Origin of the sequence: Promicromonospora sp. NPDC060271 (assembly GCF_042726755.1) — a bacterium.
Taxonomy (GTDB): Bacteria; Actinomycetota; Actinomycetes; order Actinomycetales; family Cellulomonadaceae; genus Promicromonospora.
This window is the reverse complement of sequence record NZ_JBHXBG010000012.1, coordinates 38590-53911: the sequence shown is the minus strand read 5'-3', so window position 1 is coordinate 53911 and position 15322 is coordinate 38590. Positions and strand designations below refer to the sequence as shown.

General features: G+C 73.0%; 14 protein-coding genes. 6 read left to right on the top strand and 8 right to left on the bottom strand.

Annotated features, from left to right (window positions below; genetic code table 11):
* Positions 1–44 precede the first annotated feature (44 nt).
* The gene (locus ACFWE2_RS03650; protein ID WP_377222848.1) at positions 45–881 is read right to left on the bottom strand and encodes a helix-turn-helix domain-containing protein; all 837 of its coding nucleotides are present in this window, start codon (positions 879–881) and stop codon (positions 45–47) included.
* Positions 882–931: 50 nt separating this feature from the next.
* Here ACFWE2_RS03650 and ACFWE2_RS03645 point away from each other — a divergent pair, with 50 nt between their 5' ends.
* A complete protein-coding gene (locus ACFWE2_RS03645; RefSeq protein ID WP_377222847.1) occupies positions 932–1345 on the top strand; it encodes a DUF2000 family protein in 414 nt (137 codons plus the stop codon).
* A gap of 4 nt (positions 1346–1349) precedes the next feature.
* On the opposite strand, the gene ACFWE2_RS03640 is transcribed toward ACFWE2_RS03645, so the two are convergent.
* From ACFWE2_RS03640 to ACFWE2_RS03630, 3 genes are read right to left on the bottom strand one after another with little or no spacing between them, the layout of a single operon-like run.
* Positions 1350–2093 carry a lactate utilization protein C gene (locus tag ACFWE2_RS03640; RefSeq protein WP_377222846.1) on the bottom strand — a complete coding sequence of 248 codons (744 nt, stop codon included), beginning with the start codon at positions 2091–2093 and terminating at the stop codon, positions 1350–1352.
* The gene (locus ACFWE2_RS03635; RefSeq protein WP_377222845.1) at positions 2090–3607 is read right to left on the bottom strand and encodes a LutB/LldF family L-lactate oxidation iron-sulfur protein; all 1518 of its coding nucleotides are present in this window, start codon (positions 3605–3607) and stop codon (positions 2090–2092) included. Before ACFWE2_RS03635 ends, ACFWE2_RS03640 begins: the two co-directional genes overlap by 4 nt.
* Positions 3604–4401 (bottom strand): (Fe-S)-binding protein, encoded by a 798-nt coding sequence (locus ACFWE2_RS03630; protein ID WP_377222844.1) that lies wholly within the window; start codon positions 4399–4401, stop codon positions 3604–3606. Before ACFWE2_RS03630 ends, ACFWE2_RS03635 begins: the two co-directional genes overlap by 4 nt.
* A 70-nt stretch (positions 4402–4471) precedes the next feature.
* Between ACFWE2_RS03630 and ACFWE2_RS03625 the strand changes: the two genes are divergently transcribed.
* The gene (locus ACFWE2_RS03625; RefSeq protein WP_377222843.1) at positions 4472–5227 is read left to right on the top strand and encodes a FadR/GntR family transcriptional regulator; all 756 of its coding nucleotides are present in this window, start codon (positions 4472–4474) and stop codon (positions 5225–5227) included.
* Positions 5228–5273: 46 nt separating this feature from the next.
* Here ACFWE2_RS03625 and ACFWE2_RS03620 read toward each other — a convergent pair whose 3' ends face one another.
* Positions 5274–6008 carry a MerR family transcriptional regulator gene (locus ACFWE2_RS03620; protein ID WP_377222842.1) on the bottom strand — a complete coding sequence of 245 codons (735 nt, stop codon included), beginning with the start codon at positions 6006–6008 and terminating at the stop codon, positions 5274–5276.
* A gap of 74 nt (positions 6009–6082) precedes the next feature.
* Positions 6083–6577, bottom strand: coding sequence for a MarR family winged helix-turn-helix transcriptional regulator (locus ACFWE2_RS03615; RefSeq protein ID WP_377222841.1), 495 nt, complete (start codon positions 6575–6577; stop codon positions 6083–6085).
* Between the two features lie 117 nt (positions 6578–6694).
* Between ACFWE2_RS03615 and ACFWE2_RS03610 the strand changes: the two genes are divergently transcribed.
* From ACFWE2_RS03610 to ACFWE2_RS03595, 4 genes are all read left to right on the top strand, one after another.
* A complete protein-coding gene (locus ACFWE2_RS03610) occupies positions 6695–8974 on the top strand; it encodes an LLM class flavin-dependent oxidoreductase (protein ID WP_377222840.1) in 2280 nt (759 codons plus the stop codon).
* 147 nt (positions 8975–9121) lie between these two features.
* Positions 9122–9736 carry a SprT-like domain-containing protein gene (locus ACFWE2_RS03605; RefSeq protein ID WP_377222839.1) on the top strand — a complete coding sequence of 205 codons (615 nt, stop codon included), beginning with the start codon at positions 9122–9124 and terminating at the stop codon, positions 9734–9736.
* Positions 9737–9740: 4 nt separating this feature from the next.
* Entirely contained in the window at positions 9741–10781 is a 1041-nt protein-coding gene (locus tag ACFWE2_RS03600; RefSeq protein WP_377222838.1) for a 3-oxoacyl-[acyl-carrier-protein] synthase III C-terminal domain-containing protein, read from the top strand.
* 106 nt (positions 10782–10887) lie between these two features.
* Positions 10888–12324, top strand: a complete 1437-nt coding sequence (locus ACFWE2_RS03595; protein WP_377222837.1) for a Gfo/Idh/MocA family protein — start codon at positions 10888–10890, stop codon at positions 12322–12324.
* A gap of 117 nt (positions 12325–12441) precedes the next feature.
* On the opposite strand, the gene ACFWE2_RS03590 is transcribed toward ACFWE2_RS03595, so the two are convergent.
* Together ACFWE2_RS03590 and ACFWE2_RS03585 are read right to left on the bottom strand one after the other, a co-directional pair.
* Positions 12442–14016 (bottom strand): polysaccharide lyase family 1 protein, encoded by a 1575-nt coding sequence (locus tag ACFWE2_RS03590; RefSeq protein WP_377222836.1) that lies wholly within the window; start codon positions 14014–14016, stop codon positions 12442–12444.
* 143 nt (positions 14017–14159) lie between these two features.
* Entirely contained in the window at positions 14160–15287 is a 1128-nt protein-coding gene (locus tag ACFWE2_RS03585) for an AEC family transporter (RefSeq protein WP_377222835.1), read from the bottom strand.
* Between the last annotated feature and the right edge of the window lie 35 nt (positions 15288–15322).

Sequence of the window (15322 nt, the reverse complement as noted above, 5' to 3'; positions counted from 1 at the left end):
GCCCGGGCTGCCGATCACCTGACCTTCTACCGATCACCTCGTGCTCAGCGCGTTCGCGGCCGGTCACCCACCTCGCGTGGGGCACCGCGCTGGTAGCGGCCCGGCGTCGTGCGCAGGAGGCGGCGGAAGTGCCTCGTGAGGTGTGCCTGGTCGTGGAACCCGGTGGCGACGGCGACGTCGGCCGCCGGCTCGCCCGCCAGGAGCCGGCGGCGGGCCAGGTCGAGCCGCCGTCCGACCAGGTACCGGTGGGGCGGCAGGCCGAGCTCACGGGTGAACGCGCGCACCAGGTGCGGCACCGTGACGCCGAGCTCGGCGGCGACCTCGGCCAGCCGGACCGGCCGCGCGGGGTCGGCGTCGAGCAGGTCGCGGGCCCGTCGCGCGGTCGTGGTGCCGACGGGTTCGCGCGGCGGCGTCGGCCGACCGGACAGGTGCCAGGCCAGGCCCTCCGCGACCAGGGCGAGCAGGCCCTCGGCCGCGACGTCCTCGCGCACGGTGAGCGCCCGGTCCAGGCCGACGAAGCGAGCGCGGAGCGTGTCGTCGAGCACGAGCGGCGCGTCCACGGCGCGGCCGACCAGGCCGTCGTCGAGCACCGTGGGCTCCAGGTAGAGCACGCGCTTGCGGAAGCCCGCGGCGGTCACCGACCGCCCGTCGTGCACGACACCCGGCGGCAGCACCGTGACCCCGGAATGCTGCGCGGCGTGCTCCTGACCGTCCAGGCCGTAGCCGATCAGGCCGTGGTCGACCACCAGAACGGTCCACGTGTCGTGGGTGTGGGCGGGATAGGCGTGCTCGTGCCAGGCGGCGTGCAGCACCTCGGCGACGCCGGGCACCCCGGGACGCCAGGCGCGCACGACGTCCGAGTCCGCAGCGGGCGAGGCCATGTCAAGAACGTACAAGAATCCGGCCCGACGGCGGCCGCAGTGTGAGCGGTATGACCTTCGAACAAGCCAAGATCGTGATCGTGCTGCGGGACGACCTGCTGGGCTGGCAGGAGAACAACGTGACCGCCTTCCTGGCCAGTGCCGTGACCGCCGCCTACCCGGAGCTCGTGGGGGAGACGTACCACGACGCGGACGGCGGTGAGTACCTCGCGATGCTCGGCACCCCGGTCATGGTCATGGTGGCCGACGGCGACCAGCTCGCCACGATGCGCAGCCGCGCCGCCACCCGGGGGCTGCGGATCGGCGTCTACACCGCGGACCTGTTCGCGACGGGGAACGACGTCGACAACCGGGCCGCCGTCGCGAGCGTCGCCACCGAGAAGCTCGACCTGGTCGGGGTGGCGGTGGCGGGCGAGCGCCGCGTCGTGGACAAGGTGGTCAAGGGCGCGAAGCTGCACCCCTGACCCGTCAGGACACCAGCACCACGTGGAGCGTGCGGGGGCCGTGCACGCCCTCGACGCGTTCCAGCTCGATGTCGCTCGTCGCGCTCGGCCCGCTGATCCAGGTCAGCGGCCGGGCGGGCTCGGCGCCGAGCAGCCGCACCGCCTCGGGCACGGTCTGCGCCACCTGGTCGGTCCGGACCACGCACACGTGCACGTCGGGGACCAGGGAGATCGCGCGCCGGCCCTGGTCGGGCTCGCCGTCCAGCACTATCGTGCCGGTCTCGGCGACCGCGACCCGGGCGGCGGTGATCACGGCGTCCGCCTCGTCCAGCTCGGCCGCCGACAGGGGTGCCTCCCGCGAGTCGCGCCGCACGTCGACGTCGTCGACGGCGGACAGCCAGGTGCCGTCGAGCCCACTGGGCACCACCACGGACCTCCGCGCGCCCCGGGTGGTCGGCAGAACGTCAGGTGATCGGTAGTCCGAGCTGCCGACCACCTGACGTTCTGCCGATCGCTCCGTGAGCACCCTCGCCAGCACGCCCGGCAGGTCTGCGGCGGTCGTCCGGTGCACCTCGGCCTTGTAGTCCTCCAGGCGGTCGACCAGCAGGTCCAGCACCATCTCGGACCCGGGGGCGTGCTCCCCGGCGGCCCGGTACTCCCGGGGCACGACGCCGGCCGCGGGCCGCACCGTGCCGGTGCCGGCGGAACCGGCGTCCGAGCCCAGCGCCGTCCGGATGCGCGACAGGATCTCCGTGCGCGCGTCGCTCATCGCTCGTCCTCCCGTGCGGCCCACCAGTCGTGGAACGTCTGCTTCGGCGGCTCCGGGAGGTCCCGGGAGCGGGTCCACAGCGAGCCGGGGAACGGCAGCCGCCGGATCACGCCGTGCCGTGAGATCGCCCGCAGTGCCCGCGGGACGCGCGCGGCCCGGCGGAACCGGGCGCCGTCCGCCATCGCGAACGACGCCGCCTTCATCGCGGCCTTCCACACCCGGTCCGCGGTCTCGGGCGAGGCGCCGCCGAGCTCGACCTCGCGCGCCCGCAGCTCCACGAGGATCGACGGGATGTCGATCTTGACGGGGCACACCTCGTAGCACGCGCCGCACAGCGTGGACGCGTACGGCAGGTCCGACTTCTCGCCGGTGAGCTGCGGCGTCAGGATCGCGCCGATCGGGCCCGGGTAGACCGAGCCGTAGGCGTGGCCGCCCACCCGCTCGTACACGGGGCAGACGTTGAGGCACGCCGAGCAGCGGATGCAGTGCAGCGCCGCGCGCCCCGCCTCGTCGGCCAGCACCTTGGTGCGGCCGTTGTCGAGCAGCACCAGGTGGAACTCCTGCGGCCCGTCGCCCGGGGTCACGCCCGTCCACATCGAGGTGTACGGGTTCATCCGCTCGCCCGTTGAGGACCGCGGCAGGAGCTGCAGGAACACCTCCAGGTCGCGATAGGTCGGCACCAGCTTCTCGATGCCCATCACCGTGATCAGGGTCTCGGGCATCGTCAGGCACATGCGGCCATTGCCCTCGGACTCCACGACGGCGAGCGTCCCGGTGTCCGCCACAGCGAAGTTGGCGCCGCTGATCGCGACCTTCGCCGACAGGAACTTGCGCCGCAGGTGCGCGCGGGCCGCCATCGCGAGCTCGCGCGGCACGTCGGTCAGGTCGGGCGGGGCGTCGCCCATCCGCTCCAGGAAGATGTCGCGGATCTCCGTGCGGTTGCGGTGGATCGCGGGCACCAGGATGTGCGAAGGCATGTCGTCGGCGAGCTGCACGATCAGCTCCGCGAGGTCCGTCTCGACCGCCGCGATGCCCTCCTCGGCGAGCGCCTCGTTGAGCCCGATCTCCTGGGTGGCCATGGACTTGACCTTGACGACCTCGTCGGCCCCCTTGGCGCGCACCAGGTCGGCGACGATCCGGTTGGCCTCCGCGGCGTCCCGCGCCCAGTGCACCACCCCGCCGCGCGCAATCACGTTGCGTTCCAGTTCCTCGAGCAGCTCCGGCAGCCGCGCCATGACGTCCGTCTTGACCGCGGACCCGGCGTCGCGCAGCGCCTCCCAGTCGGGCACCTCGCCGACCACGCGGGCGCGCTTGGCCCGGATGGTCGACGTCGCCCTGCCCAGGTTGCGCCGTAGCTGGCCGTTGTCGAGCGCGGCCTTCGCGGCGCCGGGGAACGAGGCGCCCCAGTGCAGCGGGTCCTCCGGACGCCCGATGCCGGACAGGGTCCCTGGTGCGGCGTCCGGGCTCGGCGCGCCCTTGGAACGCGCGGCAGGCATGCCGAGGAACGTGCTCATCGGGCCACCTCCTGCTGGGCGCTGCCCTGCGGGCCGGGCACGGTCGGCGACTCCCGCGTGGAGGCGAGGATCTCCGCCAGGTGCATGGGCCGCACGCCGGTGCCGTCGCGCGAGAGGCCGCCGCCGATGTGCATCAGGCACGACCAGTCGCCCGCGGTGAGCACCTCCGCGCCCGTGTCGACGACCGTGGCGACCTTGTCCTTCAGCATCGCAGCGGACGTGTCCGCGTTCTTCAGCGAGAACGTCCCCCCGAACCCGCAGCAGCCCTCGGCCTTCGCGAGCGGGGCCAGCTCCAGGCCCTCGACCGCCCGCAGGAGTCGCTCGGGTTTGTCGCCCACGCCGAGCATCCGCAGCGAGTGGCACGTGGGGTGGTAGGTGACCCGGTGGGGAAAGTACGCGCCGACGTCCGTCACGCCGAGCACGTCGACCAGCAGCTCGGACAGCTCGTACGTGCGCTCGGCGACGGCGCTCGCGGTCCGCGCCGCCGAGCGCAGCCCGGCGCGCTCCAGGACCATCGCCTGCTGGTGCCGGATCGACCCCGTGCACGAACCGGACGGCACGACGACGGCGTCCCACTCGCCGTCGGCCACGGGGGCGAACGTGCGCACGTGGTTCTGGACCACCGGGACGGCGTCGGCGAGGTACCCGGTGTTGACGTGCATCTGGCCGCAGCACGCCTGCGCCGCCGGGAACACCACCTCGTGGCCCAGCCGCTCCAGCAGCGTGACGACGGCCCTCGGGGCCTGCGGGAACATGGCGTCGGCGATGCAGGTGGCAGCCAGGGCGATGCGCATGGGCACTCTCCTTCGAGGTCTTACCTCACCATAGCCCACTGTGGACAGACCACAGAAGTACAATCGCCCGGTGAGAACCCACGAGCGCGTCCTGGCCCAGATCGAGACAGGCCTCGCCGCGGGCAGGTGGTCCATCGGCGAACGGCTCCCCGCGGAGCGGGCGCTCGCGGAGGAGCTGGGGGTGTCCCGCCCGTCCGTACGCGAGGCGATCCGCATCCTGGAGGCGATGGGCATCGTGCGCACCGCCGTCGGCTCGGGCCCGAGCGCGGGGGCCACCCTGATCGACCGGCCAGCGGCCGGCCTCGGCGCGGCGGTCCGGCTGCACGTGGCGTCGGGCACCCTGCCCGTGTCCGACGTCGTCCGCACGCGTGTGCTGCTGGAGGCCGGTGCGGTGCGCGACGCCGCCGCGCGAGCGAGCGGCGACGCCGCGCTGGCGCGGGCGCGTGAGCACGTAGTGGCGATGGCTGACCCCGGACTCGATGCCGGAGTCTTCCTGGAGCACGACCAGGACTTCCACATCGAGCTGGCCCGCCTGGGCGGGAACCAGCTCGTCGAGGCCATCCTGAGCGGTATGCGGGCCGCCGTCGCCTCCTATGTGGCGGCGGGTGCGGCGGCTGTCGAGGAATGGCCGAGGACGGCCGCGCGCCTGTGCTCGGAGCACAGTGCGATCCTCGACGCCGTCGCGCGGCACGACGGCGCCGAGGCGGAACGCCTCATGCGCGAGCACATCGAGGGGTTCTACCGCGAGACGGGTCTGGACGAGCACCACGGCGTGGTACCGAAGCCCTCGGCCGTCGCGGTGCGGGGCAGCGCGACGGCGTCCTGACTCGGCCCTGTCCGACTTGGCCGAGTCCGACTCGGCCCTGTCCGGCTCAGCCCTGGTACAGCCAGATCCAGTTGCCGTCGGGGTCGGTGATGGCGCTGTTGCGGGGCATGCCCTCGGGGGTGTTGATCGCAACGGCCTCGATGGCCCCGGCCTCGACCGCCTGCCGGTGCGTGGCGTCGAGGTCCTCGACCGTGAGGCCGAAGGTGCTGCGTCCTGGCTGGTCGAACGACTCCGAGTCGGTCAGGACGAGGAGGAAGAAGCCCGCCTGACCGTAGGTGCCGAACTGGTACCCGGTGAAGTCGGCCTCGTCGGTGTGGCGGATGACGCTCTCGGCCAGGCCGAACGCCTCCTCGTAGAACTGTCGTGCCTTGCTCTTGTCGGCGACGGCGATCTTGATCTGCACCGGTGCGGTGGTGGTCGTGATGGCGGGCATGGTTGCTCCTTCGTTGGCGTATCGGCTTGACTGGGCGATCTGTCGGTCGAGGTGGTCTCGTTCGCGTCCGAGGCGGTCCGTGTGGGCCGCAAGGAGCTCCCGCGCCCGGGTCGACCCCGGGCTGCGGACGATCTCGCGCACCTGGTGGATCGGGATCCCCAGCCAGCGCAGGTTCGCGATCAGCCGCGCGGACGGCAGCTGGTCGCGGGCGTAGCGCCGATAGCCGTTCCAGGCGTCGACGTCGGCTGGTGTCAGCAGGCCGACCGCGTCGTAGTGACGCAGCGCGTGCACGGTCAGCCCGGACAGCCTTGCGAACTGTCCGACCGACAAGGCGTTCTCATCGTCCATACGACAAGCGTGCGGGTTCGGGCTACCCGAGGGTCAACACCGGCCGGCCGGGCCGCGTGTCATGGCTGTGGCGGCTAGGCGGGCTTGGTCGCCTGCACCACGGTGCGGCACGGGTCGTCGTCGGGGCCGGTGCCGGTGGCGGCGCGCTCCAGGAGATGGCGGAGCAGGAGGCGCTGGTCCGGCTCGAGTCCCGAGAGCAGTTCCTCCTCCGCTGCGGCGACCCGCGCGTCCATCGCGGCGAGCACCTCCAGGCCCTTGTCCGTTGCGACGATCCGCCGCGCACGCCGGTCGGCCGGGTCGAGCTGCCGTTCGACGAGACCGCAGCCCTCGAACGCGTCCAGCAGGTAGGTCATGACGGTGCGGTCGATGCCGAGCGTCGAGGCGAGCGCCGCCTGGCTCGGCAGGTTCCCGTGCACCACCGCCGTGAGGAGCTGGTACCCGCGGGTGCCCTGCGGCAGGTCGTCGGCCGCGGCGTCGACCCGGGCGCTCCACTCGCGCAGGAGGGCCGCGAGAGACCAGCCGAACAGGGAGTGCTGGCCCGTGCGGGTCTCGGTGGGCGTGGTGCTCATGCGTCCATCCTACGGGAATGTGCGGACAGTCAGAAGAGTTGTGAGTAATATCGTCTGTGGCACAGACGATCTGCCGTGACGAGCGGCAGACGAAGCGACACGAGGGACACCGCACGCATGACCGACTACGGGCACGATCTGCTCTTCGGCACGTTCATCACCCCGACCAACAGCGACCCGCAGACGCCCGTCCGGCTCGCGCAGCTCTCCGAACAGCTCGGCCTGGACCTGGTCACCTTCCAGGACCACCCGTACCAGCCGTCGTTCCTGGACACGTGGACGCTGATGTCCTGGGTCGCCGCGCAGACCGAGCGCATCCGCATCTCGGGGAACGTCCTCAACCTCGGCATGCGCCAGCCGGCGCTGCTGGCGCGCTCGGCCGCGAGCCTCGACCTGCTCAGCGGCGGCCGGTTCGAGCTGGGCCTCGGTTCCGGCGGCTTCAACGACGCGGCGGTGGCGATGGGCGCCGAACGCCGGACGCCGGGCGAGGGCGTGAGTGCGCTCGAGGAGGGCCTCGAGATCATCCGCGGCATCTGGGACGCGTCCAACCGCACCCCGCTGCGTGTGCCCGGGCAGTTCCACCGGGTCGACGGCGCCAAGCGCGGCCCGGCCCCGGCGCACGACATCCCGATCTGGCTCGGGGCGTACAAGAAGCGGATGCTCCGCCTCACCGGCGCGAAGGCCGACGGCTGGCTGCCCTCCCTGCCCTACTTCAAGGACGGCGACCTGGCGCGCGGAAACGCGACGATCGACGAGGCCGCCGTCGAGGCCGGGCGGTCGCCGAGCGAGATCCGGCGCCTGCTCAACGTGGGCGGGGCCATTACCGACCGCTCGACCGGCCCGCTGCAGGGACCGGTCGACCAGTGGGTCGAGGAGCTCACCCACCTGGCGCTGGAGGACGGCGTGAGCGGGTTCATCGCCATGGGCGACGACCCGGACCAGATCCGCGCCTTCGCGCAGGAGGTGGTACCGGCCGTGCGGGAGGCCGTCGCCGCCGAGCGACGGACGGCGGGCACGCTGCCGGCGTCCGCCCGCCGGGGGACCGCCGCGCTGGCCGCACGACGACAGGGGATCGACTACGACTCGCTGCCGCCGGAGCTGGCGGCGCACGCCGTTGAGCCCGGCGACCGGGAGTACGGCGCGGTGCGCCACAACTACCTGCGGTCCGGCGCGCCGGGCCTGGTGCTGCGGCCGCAGGGCGTCGACGAGGTGGCCTCCGGGCTCGCCTGGGTGCAGAAGCAGGGCGTCGAGTTCGCCGTCCGCTCGGCGGGGCACGGGATCTCCGGCCGGTCCACGAACGACGGCGGCGTGGTGCTCAGCATGCGCGGCCTGCGGTCCGTCGAGGTGGTCGACGAGGTCACGCGCCGCGTGCGGATCGGTGCCGGAGCCACCTGGGGCGAGGTCGCGGCGGCGCTCGCGCCGCGCGGCTGGGCCATCACGTCGGGCGACTACGGCGGCGTCGGCGTGGGCGGGCTCGGGACCACGGGCGGGATCGGGTTCCTGGGCAGGCTGCAGGGCCTGACGATCGACCACGTGGTCGCGGCCGAGGTGGTCACGGCCGACGGTCGCGTGCTGCACGCCTCCCGCGACGAGCACCCCGACCTGTTCTGGGCGCTGCGCGGCGCCGGCGGGAACATGGGCGTGGTGACCTGGCTGGAGATCGAGGTGGGCGCCGTCGGGGACGTGGTCTTCTCGCAGATGACGCTCGACGCGACCGACACCGCGGGACTCCTCGAGAAATGGGGCGCCACCGTCGAGGCGGCGCCGCGCGGGCTCACGTCGAACATCATCATCGCCCCCGGACGTGGCGGTCAGGCGCCGATGGCCCAGCTCATGACGGTGATCGCCGCCGAGGGTGCCGACGTCGACCCGGACGAGGCCATCGCCCAGCTCGAGCTGCTGGCCGACGCCGGTCCGCTGCTCGGCCACCAGGCGCAGCTCCTGCCCTACTCGGGCGTGGTGCGCCAGGAGGACGCCCACCACTCGGGCGGCGGCGACCCGTCGGCCAGGTCGGGTCTGCTCACACACCTCGACCAGTCGACGAGCCGGGCGATCGAGCGTCTGCTGGGCTCGCGGGAGTCGTACTTCATGGCGGTCCGGGCGACAGGCGGCGCAACGAACGACGTCGCACCCGACGCCACGGCCTACGCGCACCGGCACCAGAACTTCAACCTCTCGGCGCTCGGCTCGAACCAGGACCGGCTCAACGGGGCCTGGGACGCCGAGATCGGTCCGGTGATGGACGGCTCGTACCTCTCCTTCGACACCGACAGCCGGCCCGAACGGCTGCTGGAGGCGTTCCCCGAACCGACGCTCGCCCGGCTGCGCACGGTGAAGGCCGCGTACGACCCGTCGAACGTGTTCCGGACCAACTTCCCGATCCCGCCCGCGGGTTAGGTCCGGCGGCCGACCAGCTCGGCGGCTCCGGATCGCCGTGTGGCATGGAGCTGTGGATAACCTCGCGTGGGTGTCGGTGGAGCCCCGTAGGTTCGACAGCGTCCGGAACGGCCGGACACAATCATCACGATCACCGCAGGGGTACGCATGAACCTTGTCGCCGCCTCGCGCCTGGCGCGCGAGCTGATGGACCAGCACGGCCTGAAGACCTGGAGCTTCGAGTTCGACGACGCCGTCCGGCGCGCCGGGATGTGCAGCTACGTCAAGAGGCGCATCAGCCTCTCCGCGCCGCTCACCCGGATCCACGACGAGCGGGAGGTGCGGGACACGATCCTGCACGAGGTGGCACACGCGCTCGCGGGGCCGAAGGCGAAGCACGGGCCGGTGTGGCGCGAGGTGGCGGTGCGGATCGGGTGCTCGGGCCGGCGGTGCGTCGACCCGTCAGCGCCGTCCATCGACGGTCCATGGGTCGGGGCGTGCCCGGCCGGCCACCGGACGACGCGGTTCCGCCGGCCGCCGGGCATCATGTCCTGCCGGTCGTGCCGTCCGCGGTTCGACCTGGCCAACCTGGTCGCGTGGACGTACAAGGGCCGCAACGCGGCGATGGGCGAGCGGTACGACGCTCAGCTGCGCGGCGCGCTCCGCGAGGTGGGCGAGACTCCGGAGACGGGCCCGGGTGCCGAGGAGCGCGTGGTGCGGGCCGCCCGGGACCGGGTCCCGGGTCTGGTCGTGGAGCCGTTCGACCTGGGCGCGCTACGTTGACCTCATGGCTACGTCGCCCGCAATCGTGCTCCCGCCCGGCGCTGCCGGCTCCCGCATCGTCGGTCTCGGCCACCACCAGCCACCGAGGACGCTCACGAACGATGACATCGCCGCGCTCGTGGAGACCAACGACGAGTGGATCCGGTCGCGTACCGGCATCGTCACCCGCCACGTAGCCGCCGACGACGTCACCGTCGCCGACATGGCGACGGCCGCCGCCGAGCACGCGCTCGCCGACGCCGGTGTGGCGGCCGCCGAGGTCGACCTGGTGATCGTCGCGACGGCGACCAACGACGACCGCTCGCCCAACACCGCCGGGCGGGTCGCGTACGCGCTGCACACGGGGGTCCAGCCGGGGGCCTCGACGCCGGAGGGCGAGGAGGCGCCCGACCTGCGCAACGTCGTGGGTCCGGCGGCCATCGACGTCAACGTGGCCTGCTCGGGCTTCGCGCACGGGATCGGCCTGGCCGACCAGGCGATCCGCGCCGGGTCGGCGCGTACGGCCCTCGTGATCGGCTCCGAGAAGCTGACCGCGTACACCGACTGGACCGACCGCTCGACGTGCATCCTCACGGCCGACGGCGCGGGCGCAGCGGTGCTGCAGGCCGCCGACGTACCCGCCGTCGGACCGGTGGTCTGGGGCTCGGAGCCGGAGCTCACGCCCGCCGTGCGGATCGAGGCGCCTGAGGTCAAGTTCCAGCAGGACGGCCGGGCGGTCTTCAAGTGGGCGATCACGCGCGCCGCCGACCGGGCACGGGAGGTCGTGGCCCGGGCCGGGCTGAGCCTCGACGACATCGAGGTGCTGGTCGCGCACCAGGCCAACCTGCGGATCATCGAGCCGCTGGCCAAGGCGCTCGGGATGGAGGGAAAGGTCGTGGTCACGGACATCACGGAGTCGGGCAACACGTCGGCGGCGTCGATCCCGCTGGGTCTGTCCAAGTGGTGGCATGCGGGCAAGATCCCGGCGGGTGTGCCCGCTCTGCTGTTCGGGTTCGGCGGTGGGTTCGCCTGGGCCGGCCAGGTGGTGCTCACCCCGGAGCGCTGACTCGGGCGGAGGAACAGGTCATGGACAGCGCTTTCCCGGCGCCGTATCGTTTCAACCCCGACCCCTCCCACCCGACGTCGACGACGACCGAAGGAGCTCCGCACCGATGCCCGAGCCGACCATCGAGCCGATCACCGAGCACACCATCGAGCCGACCACCGAGCCCATCACCGGTCCGACGCGGGAGCCCGTGCCGCCGTCGGGCCCGCTGCCCGAGGGACGCCGCCGCTACGCGGTGGTCGGAACGGGGCACCGCGCGTCCATGTACATCGACGCCCTGATCGGCACGCACGCGCCGGACGGGGAGATCGTCGCCTGGGTCGAGCCCAACCCGGTGCGCGCGGCGGTGTACGAGGCGCGTGTCGCGGCCGCGCTCGGGGGCCTCCGGCCCGTGTACGCGCCGGACGATCTCGAGAAGGCGATCGCCGAGCAGTCCGTCGACCGCGTGATCGTCACCTCGGTCGACCGCACGCACGGCGATCTGGTGGCGCGCGCGCTGCGGGCCGGCGCCGACGTCGTTGTGGAGAAGCCTCTCGCGGCCCACCCCGACCAGGCCCGCCAGATCGTCGACGCCGTCGCCGAGACGGGGCGCGACCTCGTCACGACGTTCAACTACCGCTACTCGCCGCGCAACAGTGCGCTGCGCCAGGTCATCGCGAGCGGCGAGATCGGTCGCGTGCTGTCGGTGCACTTCGACTGGGCCCTCGACACGGTGCACGGCGCCGACTACTTCCGGCGCTGGCACCGGGAGAAGGTCAACAACGGCGGCCTGCTGGTGCACAAGTCGAGCCACCACTTCGACCTCGTCAACTGGTGGATCGACGGTGTGCCGCAGCGCGTGTTCGCCACGGGCGGCCGCCGCTTCTACGGCGACGACGGTGCGCACGAGACCGGCTACGAGCCCACCGAGGCCGAGCGCGCGCTGAACGAGCGCGGCATCGACCCGTGGCAGCTCTCCGTGGAGAAGAACGAGTGGCTGTCCGCGCTGTACGGGCCCGAGGCCCAGGCGGTGGACGGCTACGTGCGCAACCGGTCGGTGTTCGACGAGGGGATCACCACCGAGGACACGCTGGGACTCGTCGTCGAGTACGAGGGCGGCGCCGTGCTGACCTACTCCCTCACGGCGCACGCGCCGTGGGAGGGCTACCGCGTGGTCGTGAACGGCACGCGCGGCCGGGCGGAGCTCGAGGTCGTCGAGCGCGGCTCGGTGGAGTTCGGCGAGAACGGTGCGGCGATCCTCGACCCGAGTGCGACCGAGGTGTTCGCCACGGACCCGGTACGGCCGATCGGCGAGCGGCTCGTGGTGCAGCGGCACTGGGAGCGCGCCGAGGAGCGGCCGATCGTGCACGGCGGCGGCGGGCACGGCGGCGGCGACGCGCTGCTGCTGGCCAGCGTGTTCGCGCCGGCCGCTGAGCCGGACCCGCTGGGCCGGGTGGCCGGCTACGTCGACGGCGTGCGCGCGTCGTCGGTGGGCTACGCGGGCAACCGTTCGCTGGAGACGGGCGACCCGGTCCGGATAGCTGACCTCAACCTGGGCATCTGACCGAGCTGTCGCCGAAGTAGAGCGCCTGTCCGGACACGCGCTCTACCTCGCCGACCACTTGTCCGCGAAGTAGAGCGTGCGTCCGGGCAGGCGCTCTACTTCGCGGAGGTGGTGGGGTTAGCTCGGCAGGTCTGAGTTCAGGACGCCCGCGCCCGCGAACGTCGTGACCACCCACGGGACCGCCGCCGCGGGCAGCGGTCGGTACCGGTACGCGTCGGACGGCGTCCAGCGGGCCTCCTCGGCCAGCGGGGTCGCCGCCGTCGCGTTGTACGCGGCCAGGAGATCCGCCTGCCGGCCGTTCAGCACCGTGCCCGACTCGCTGATCATCGTGCCGCCGTACGCACCCACGACCAGTGCGGGATCGGTCCCGCGCGCGAGCGAGACCGCGTTGTTCTCGACGACGAGACTCGATTCCTTGCCCGCGCCCCAGTAGTACTGGAACCCGCCCGCCTCGGCCTGGCGGCGGGTCTGCCGGTAGTAGTTGTTGTAGACGTGCACGTCCCCGAACCGGACACGCGGCGCGCGCTGCCCGATGCCCTGCCAGTAGTTGTGGTGGAGCGTCACGCGGTGCTGCCCGCGGTCCTGGAGGCGTGAGTCGGACGAGCCGATCAGCATCGTCTTGTCGTGGTCGAGGAACTCGTTGTACGACACCGTCACCAGGTCGGAGCCGTGCGTGATGTCGAGCAGGCCGTCGTGCACCTCGAACGGCCGCCCGAAGACCACGGGAAGCGACCCGGCGGGGTGCGCGCCGTCGTCGAACGTGGAGTGGTCCACCCACACGCTCGTCGACGTCCACAGCGACACGTTGTCGTACGCCGAGTTCCAGTTGCCGGCGTCGCCGTCGCCCGGGCTCCACTGCGGGAAACAGTCGTAACCGTCGGAGAACCGCAGGTTCCGGAGGATGACGTTGTGCGCGTCCCGGATCCGGAGGTTCGCCCCGGAGATCCGGGCGTCGTCGCCCACGCCGACGATCGTCACGTTCGAGCCGACGTGCTGCTGGGTCTGGGCGGCCTGGACGCCCGCGGCTCTGACCCGCGCCTCCTCCAGCGGGCCGGACGGGGCGGTCCGGCCCCACGGGCCGGACGGGTCGAAGTGCGCGATGTATTCATCCATCGAGAACGGCTCGCCGGTGTCCCCGACGGTTACCTGCGCGGCGAAGTCCTCGCAGGTCAGCCGGGTTCCGTCCGCCGCGGTGAAGGCATCCACCTCGCCCGTGACGTACACGATCCGCGGGATCTGGTTGGTGCGTGCGTCGGTCTGGCTGCCGCCCGCCCGGCCGGCGAGCGCGTCCCGCAGCTCCTGCCAGGTGTCCACCTCGTAGACCTCGGCGGGCGCCGCCGCCGCGCCGCCCGTCGTCGGCGTCGCCTGCCGCTCCACACCCTCGGGGAACGTCGGGCCGGACCAGGCGGCCCAGCCGTCGTCGGGCCCGATGGTCTCGCGACCCAGGTCGGCGTGCTGCCCAAGTCCGGGGTATCCACCGGTGGTGTGGCCGACGGCGGCCGGCGCTGCCTCTGCGACAGGGCTCGCCTCCGCCGGCTGCCCGACGGCGACCAGCGCGCCGGCCATGCCGACGGTGAACGCCAGCGGCAGCACGAAGGAACGGGTGAGAGGGCTGCCGGCCGGCAGCGCGCGGGTGTTCCCCGATGTCTGGCCGACGGCGCGGCGCGAGTGCGGGGATGGTCGTGTTCGCATGTGACTCCTTCGTCCATGACGCCGGCCGCCCGCCGTGGGAAACCGGTTTCTCACACGATGTCAGCCGGCCCGCTCCACCACAAGGCCCAGGGATCAGGACGCGTTGGATTCACCCGGGAGCCCGACCAGGGTGGCTGCCGCCGTCACCCGGTGAGCGCGCCGACGGCGACCAGGACGGGCACGCACAGGGCCGTCGTCCAGACCGTCGCGCGGGCCGCGACGCCGTCGAACACCCCGTACCGGGTGGCGTACGTCGTGACGTTCACCGCGGTGGGCAGCGCGGCCATGGTGACGACCAGAGCGAGGGCCGCCGGGTCGAGTCCCACGGCATTGCCGACGACCCACGCCGCGAGCGGGTGCAGGACGTTGCGTACCAGGACGGCGAGGGCGACGACGGCGCGCACGAGCAGCCGGTCGCGGCCCGTCCACCAGGGGCTCGACGCCGGGGTCGCCGTCGGCGCGGCCGGGCCTGCGGCCGGCCCGCCGTCGGAGCCGTGCCGCGATCCGGTGCCTGCCTCCGGCGGTGTGAGCGCCGGCATCGGCACCGCGAGCGTCATGCCGAACGTCAGCAGGCCGAGGGGCGGTGCCGCCGCGCCGATCAGGTCGAAGGGGATCAGGGCGACCTCGGGCAGCCGCGCCCCGGTCAGCTCGCTCACCACCGCGACGAGCAGCCCGGCGAGCGTGCCCACCGTTATCGGGTTCCGGACGGCCGCGAGCAGCACGCGGACCACCGACGTCCAGCCGGACCGCGCGGTGGTCCGACGCGCACCGGCTGCCGGGCCGCCGGGCCCGGAGGCGGCCCCCGCACGGTCGAGCACCGCGAGCGTCAGCGGCGCCAGCACGAGCAGCTGGAAGAGCAGGGTGGGCACCACGGCGAGGGCGTCGTCGAACAGGTAGACCGCGAGCGGGATGCCGATGTTGCCGCCGTTGACGTAGACGGCGGCGAGCGTCGTCACGGCGGCCGGGCCCGCCGGGAGCCGCAGCACCCACCGGGCCACCGCCGCGGTGAACAGGGCGAGCCCCGCGGTGGTGGCCCAGGTGACGGCGGCCCCACGCGAGACGACGTGCGCGAGGTCGGTGCCGGCGAGCGTGCTGAACATCAGCGCAGGGGCGCAGATCGTGAACGACAGCGTGGCGAGGATCTGGCGTGCTCCTGCGCCGTCCGCCGCCGCGTCGCCCGGGGCGTCCCGGCTGGTGCTGCGGGAGATCCGGTGGCCGGCGAGCAGGCCCCGCCGCTGGATCACCCAGCCGAGCGCGACGATGCAACCCATGGACACGATGGCAGTCAGGACGGACAACACCCGAG

Bases quoted from the DNA above. Each gene is read 5' to 3' on its own strand.
- ACFWE2_RS03645 (WP_377222847.1), top strand. From the start codon at position 932: ATGACCTTCGAACAAGCCAAGATCGTGATCGTGCTGCGGGACGACCTG.
- ACFWE2_RS03585 (WP_377222835.1), bottom strand. From the start codon at position 15,287: ATGGGTTGCATCGTCGCGCTCGGCTGGGTGATCCAGCGGCGGGGCCTG.
- ACFWE2_RS03630 (WP_377222844.1), bottom strand. From the start codon at position 4,401: ATGCGCATCGCCCTGGCTGCCACCTGCATCGCCGACGCCATGTTCCCG.
- ACFWE2_RS03595 (WP_377222837.1), top strand. From the start codon at position 10,888: ATGCCCGAGCCGACCATCGAGCCGATCACCGAGCACACCATCGAGCCG.
- ACFWE2_RS03635 (WP_377222845.1), bottom strand. From the start codon at position 3,607: ATGAGCACGTTCCTCGGCATGCCTGCCGCGCGTTCCAAGGGCGCGCCG.
- ACFWE2_RS03590 (WP_377222836.1), bottom strand. From the start codon at position 14,016: ATGCGAACACGACCATCCCCGCACTCGCGCCGCGCCGTCGGCCAGACA.
- ACFWE2_RS03620 (WP_377222842.1), bottom strand. From the start codon at position 6,008: ATGGACGATGAGAACGCCTTGTCGGTCGGACAGTTCGCAAGGCTGTCC.
- ACFWE2_RS03640 (WP_377222846.1), bottom strand. From the start codon at position 2,093: ATGAGCGACGCGCGCACGGAGATCCTGTCGCGCATCCGGACGGCGCTG.
- ACFWE2_RS03605 (WP_377222839.1), top strand. From the start codon at position 9,122: ATGAACCTTGTCGCCGCCTCGCGCCTGGCGCGCGAGCTGATGGACCAG.
- ACFWE2_RS03615 (WP_377222841.1), bottom strand. From the start codon at position 6,577: ATGAGCACCACGCCCACCGAGACCCGCACGGGCCAGCACTCCCTGTTC.
- ACFWE2_RS03610 (WP_377222840.1), top strand. From the start codon at position 6,695: ATGACCGACTACGGGCACGATCTGCTCTTCGGCACGTTCATCACCCCG.
- ACFWE2_RS03650 (WP_377222848.1), bottom strand. From the start codon at position 881: ATGGCCTCGCCCGCTGCGGACTCGGACGTCGTGCGCGCCTGGCGTCCC.
- ACFWE2_RS03600 (WP_377222838.1), top strand. From the start codon at position 9,741: ATGGCTACGTCGCCCGCAATCGTGCTCCCGCCCGGCGCTGCCGGCTCC.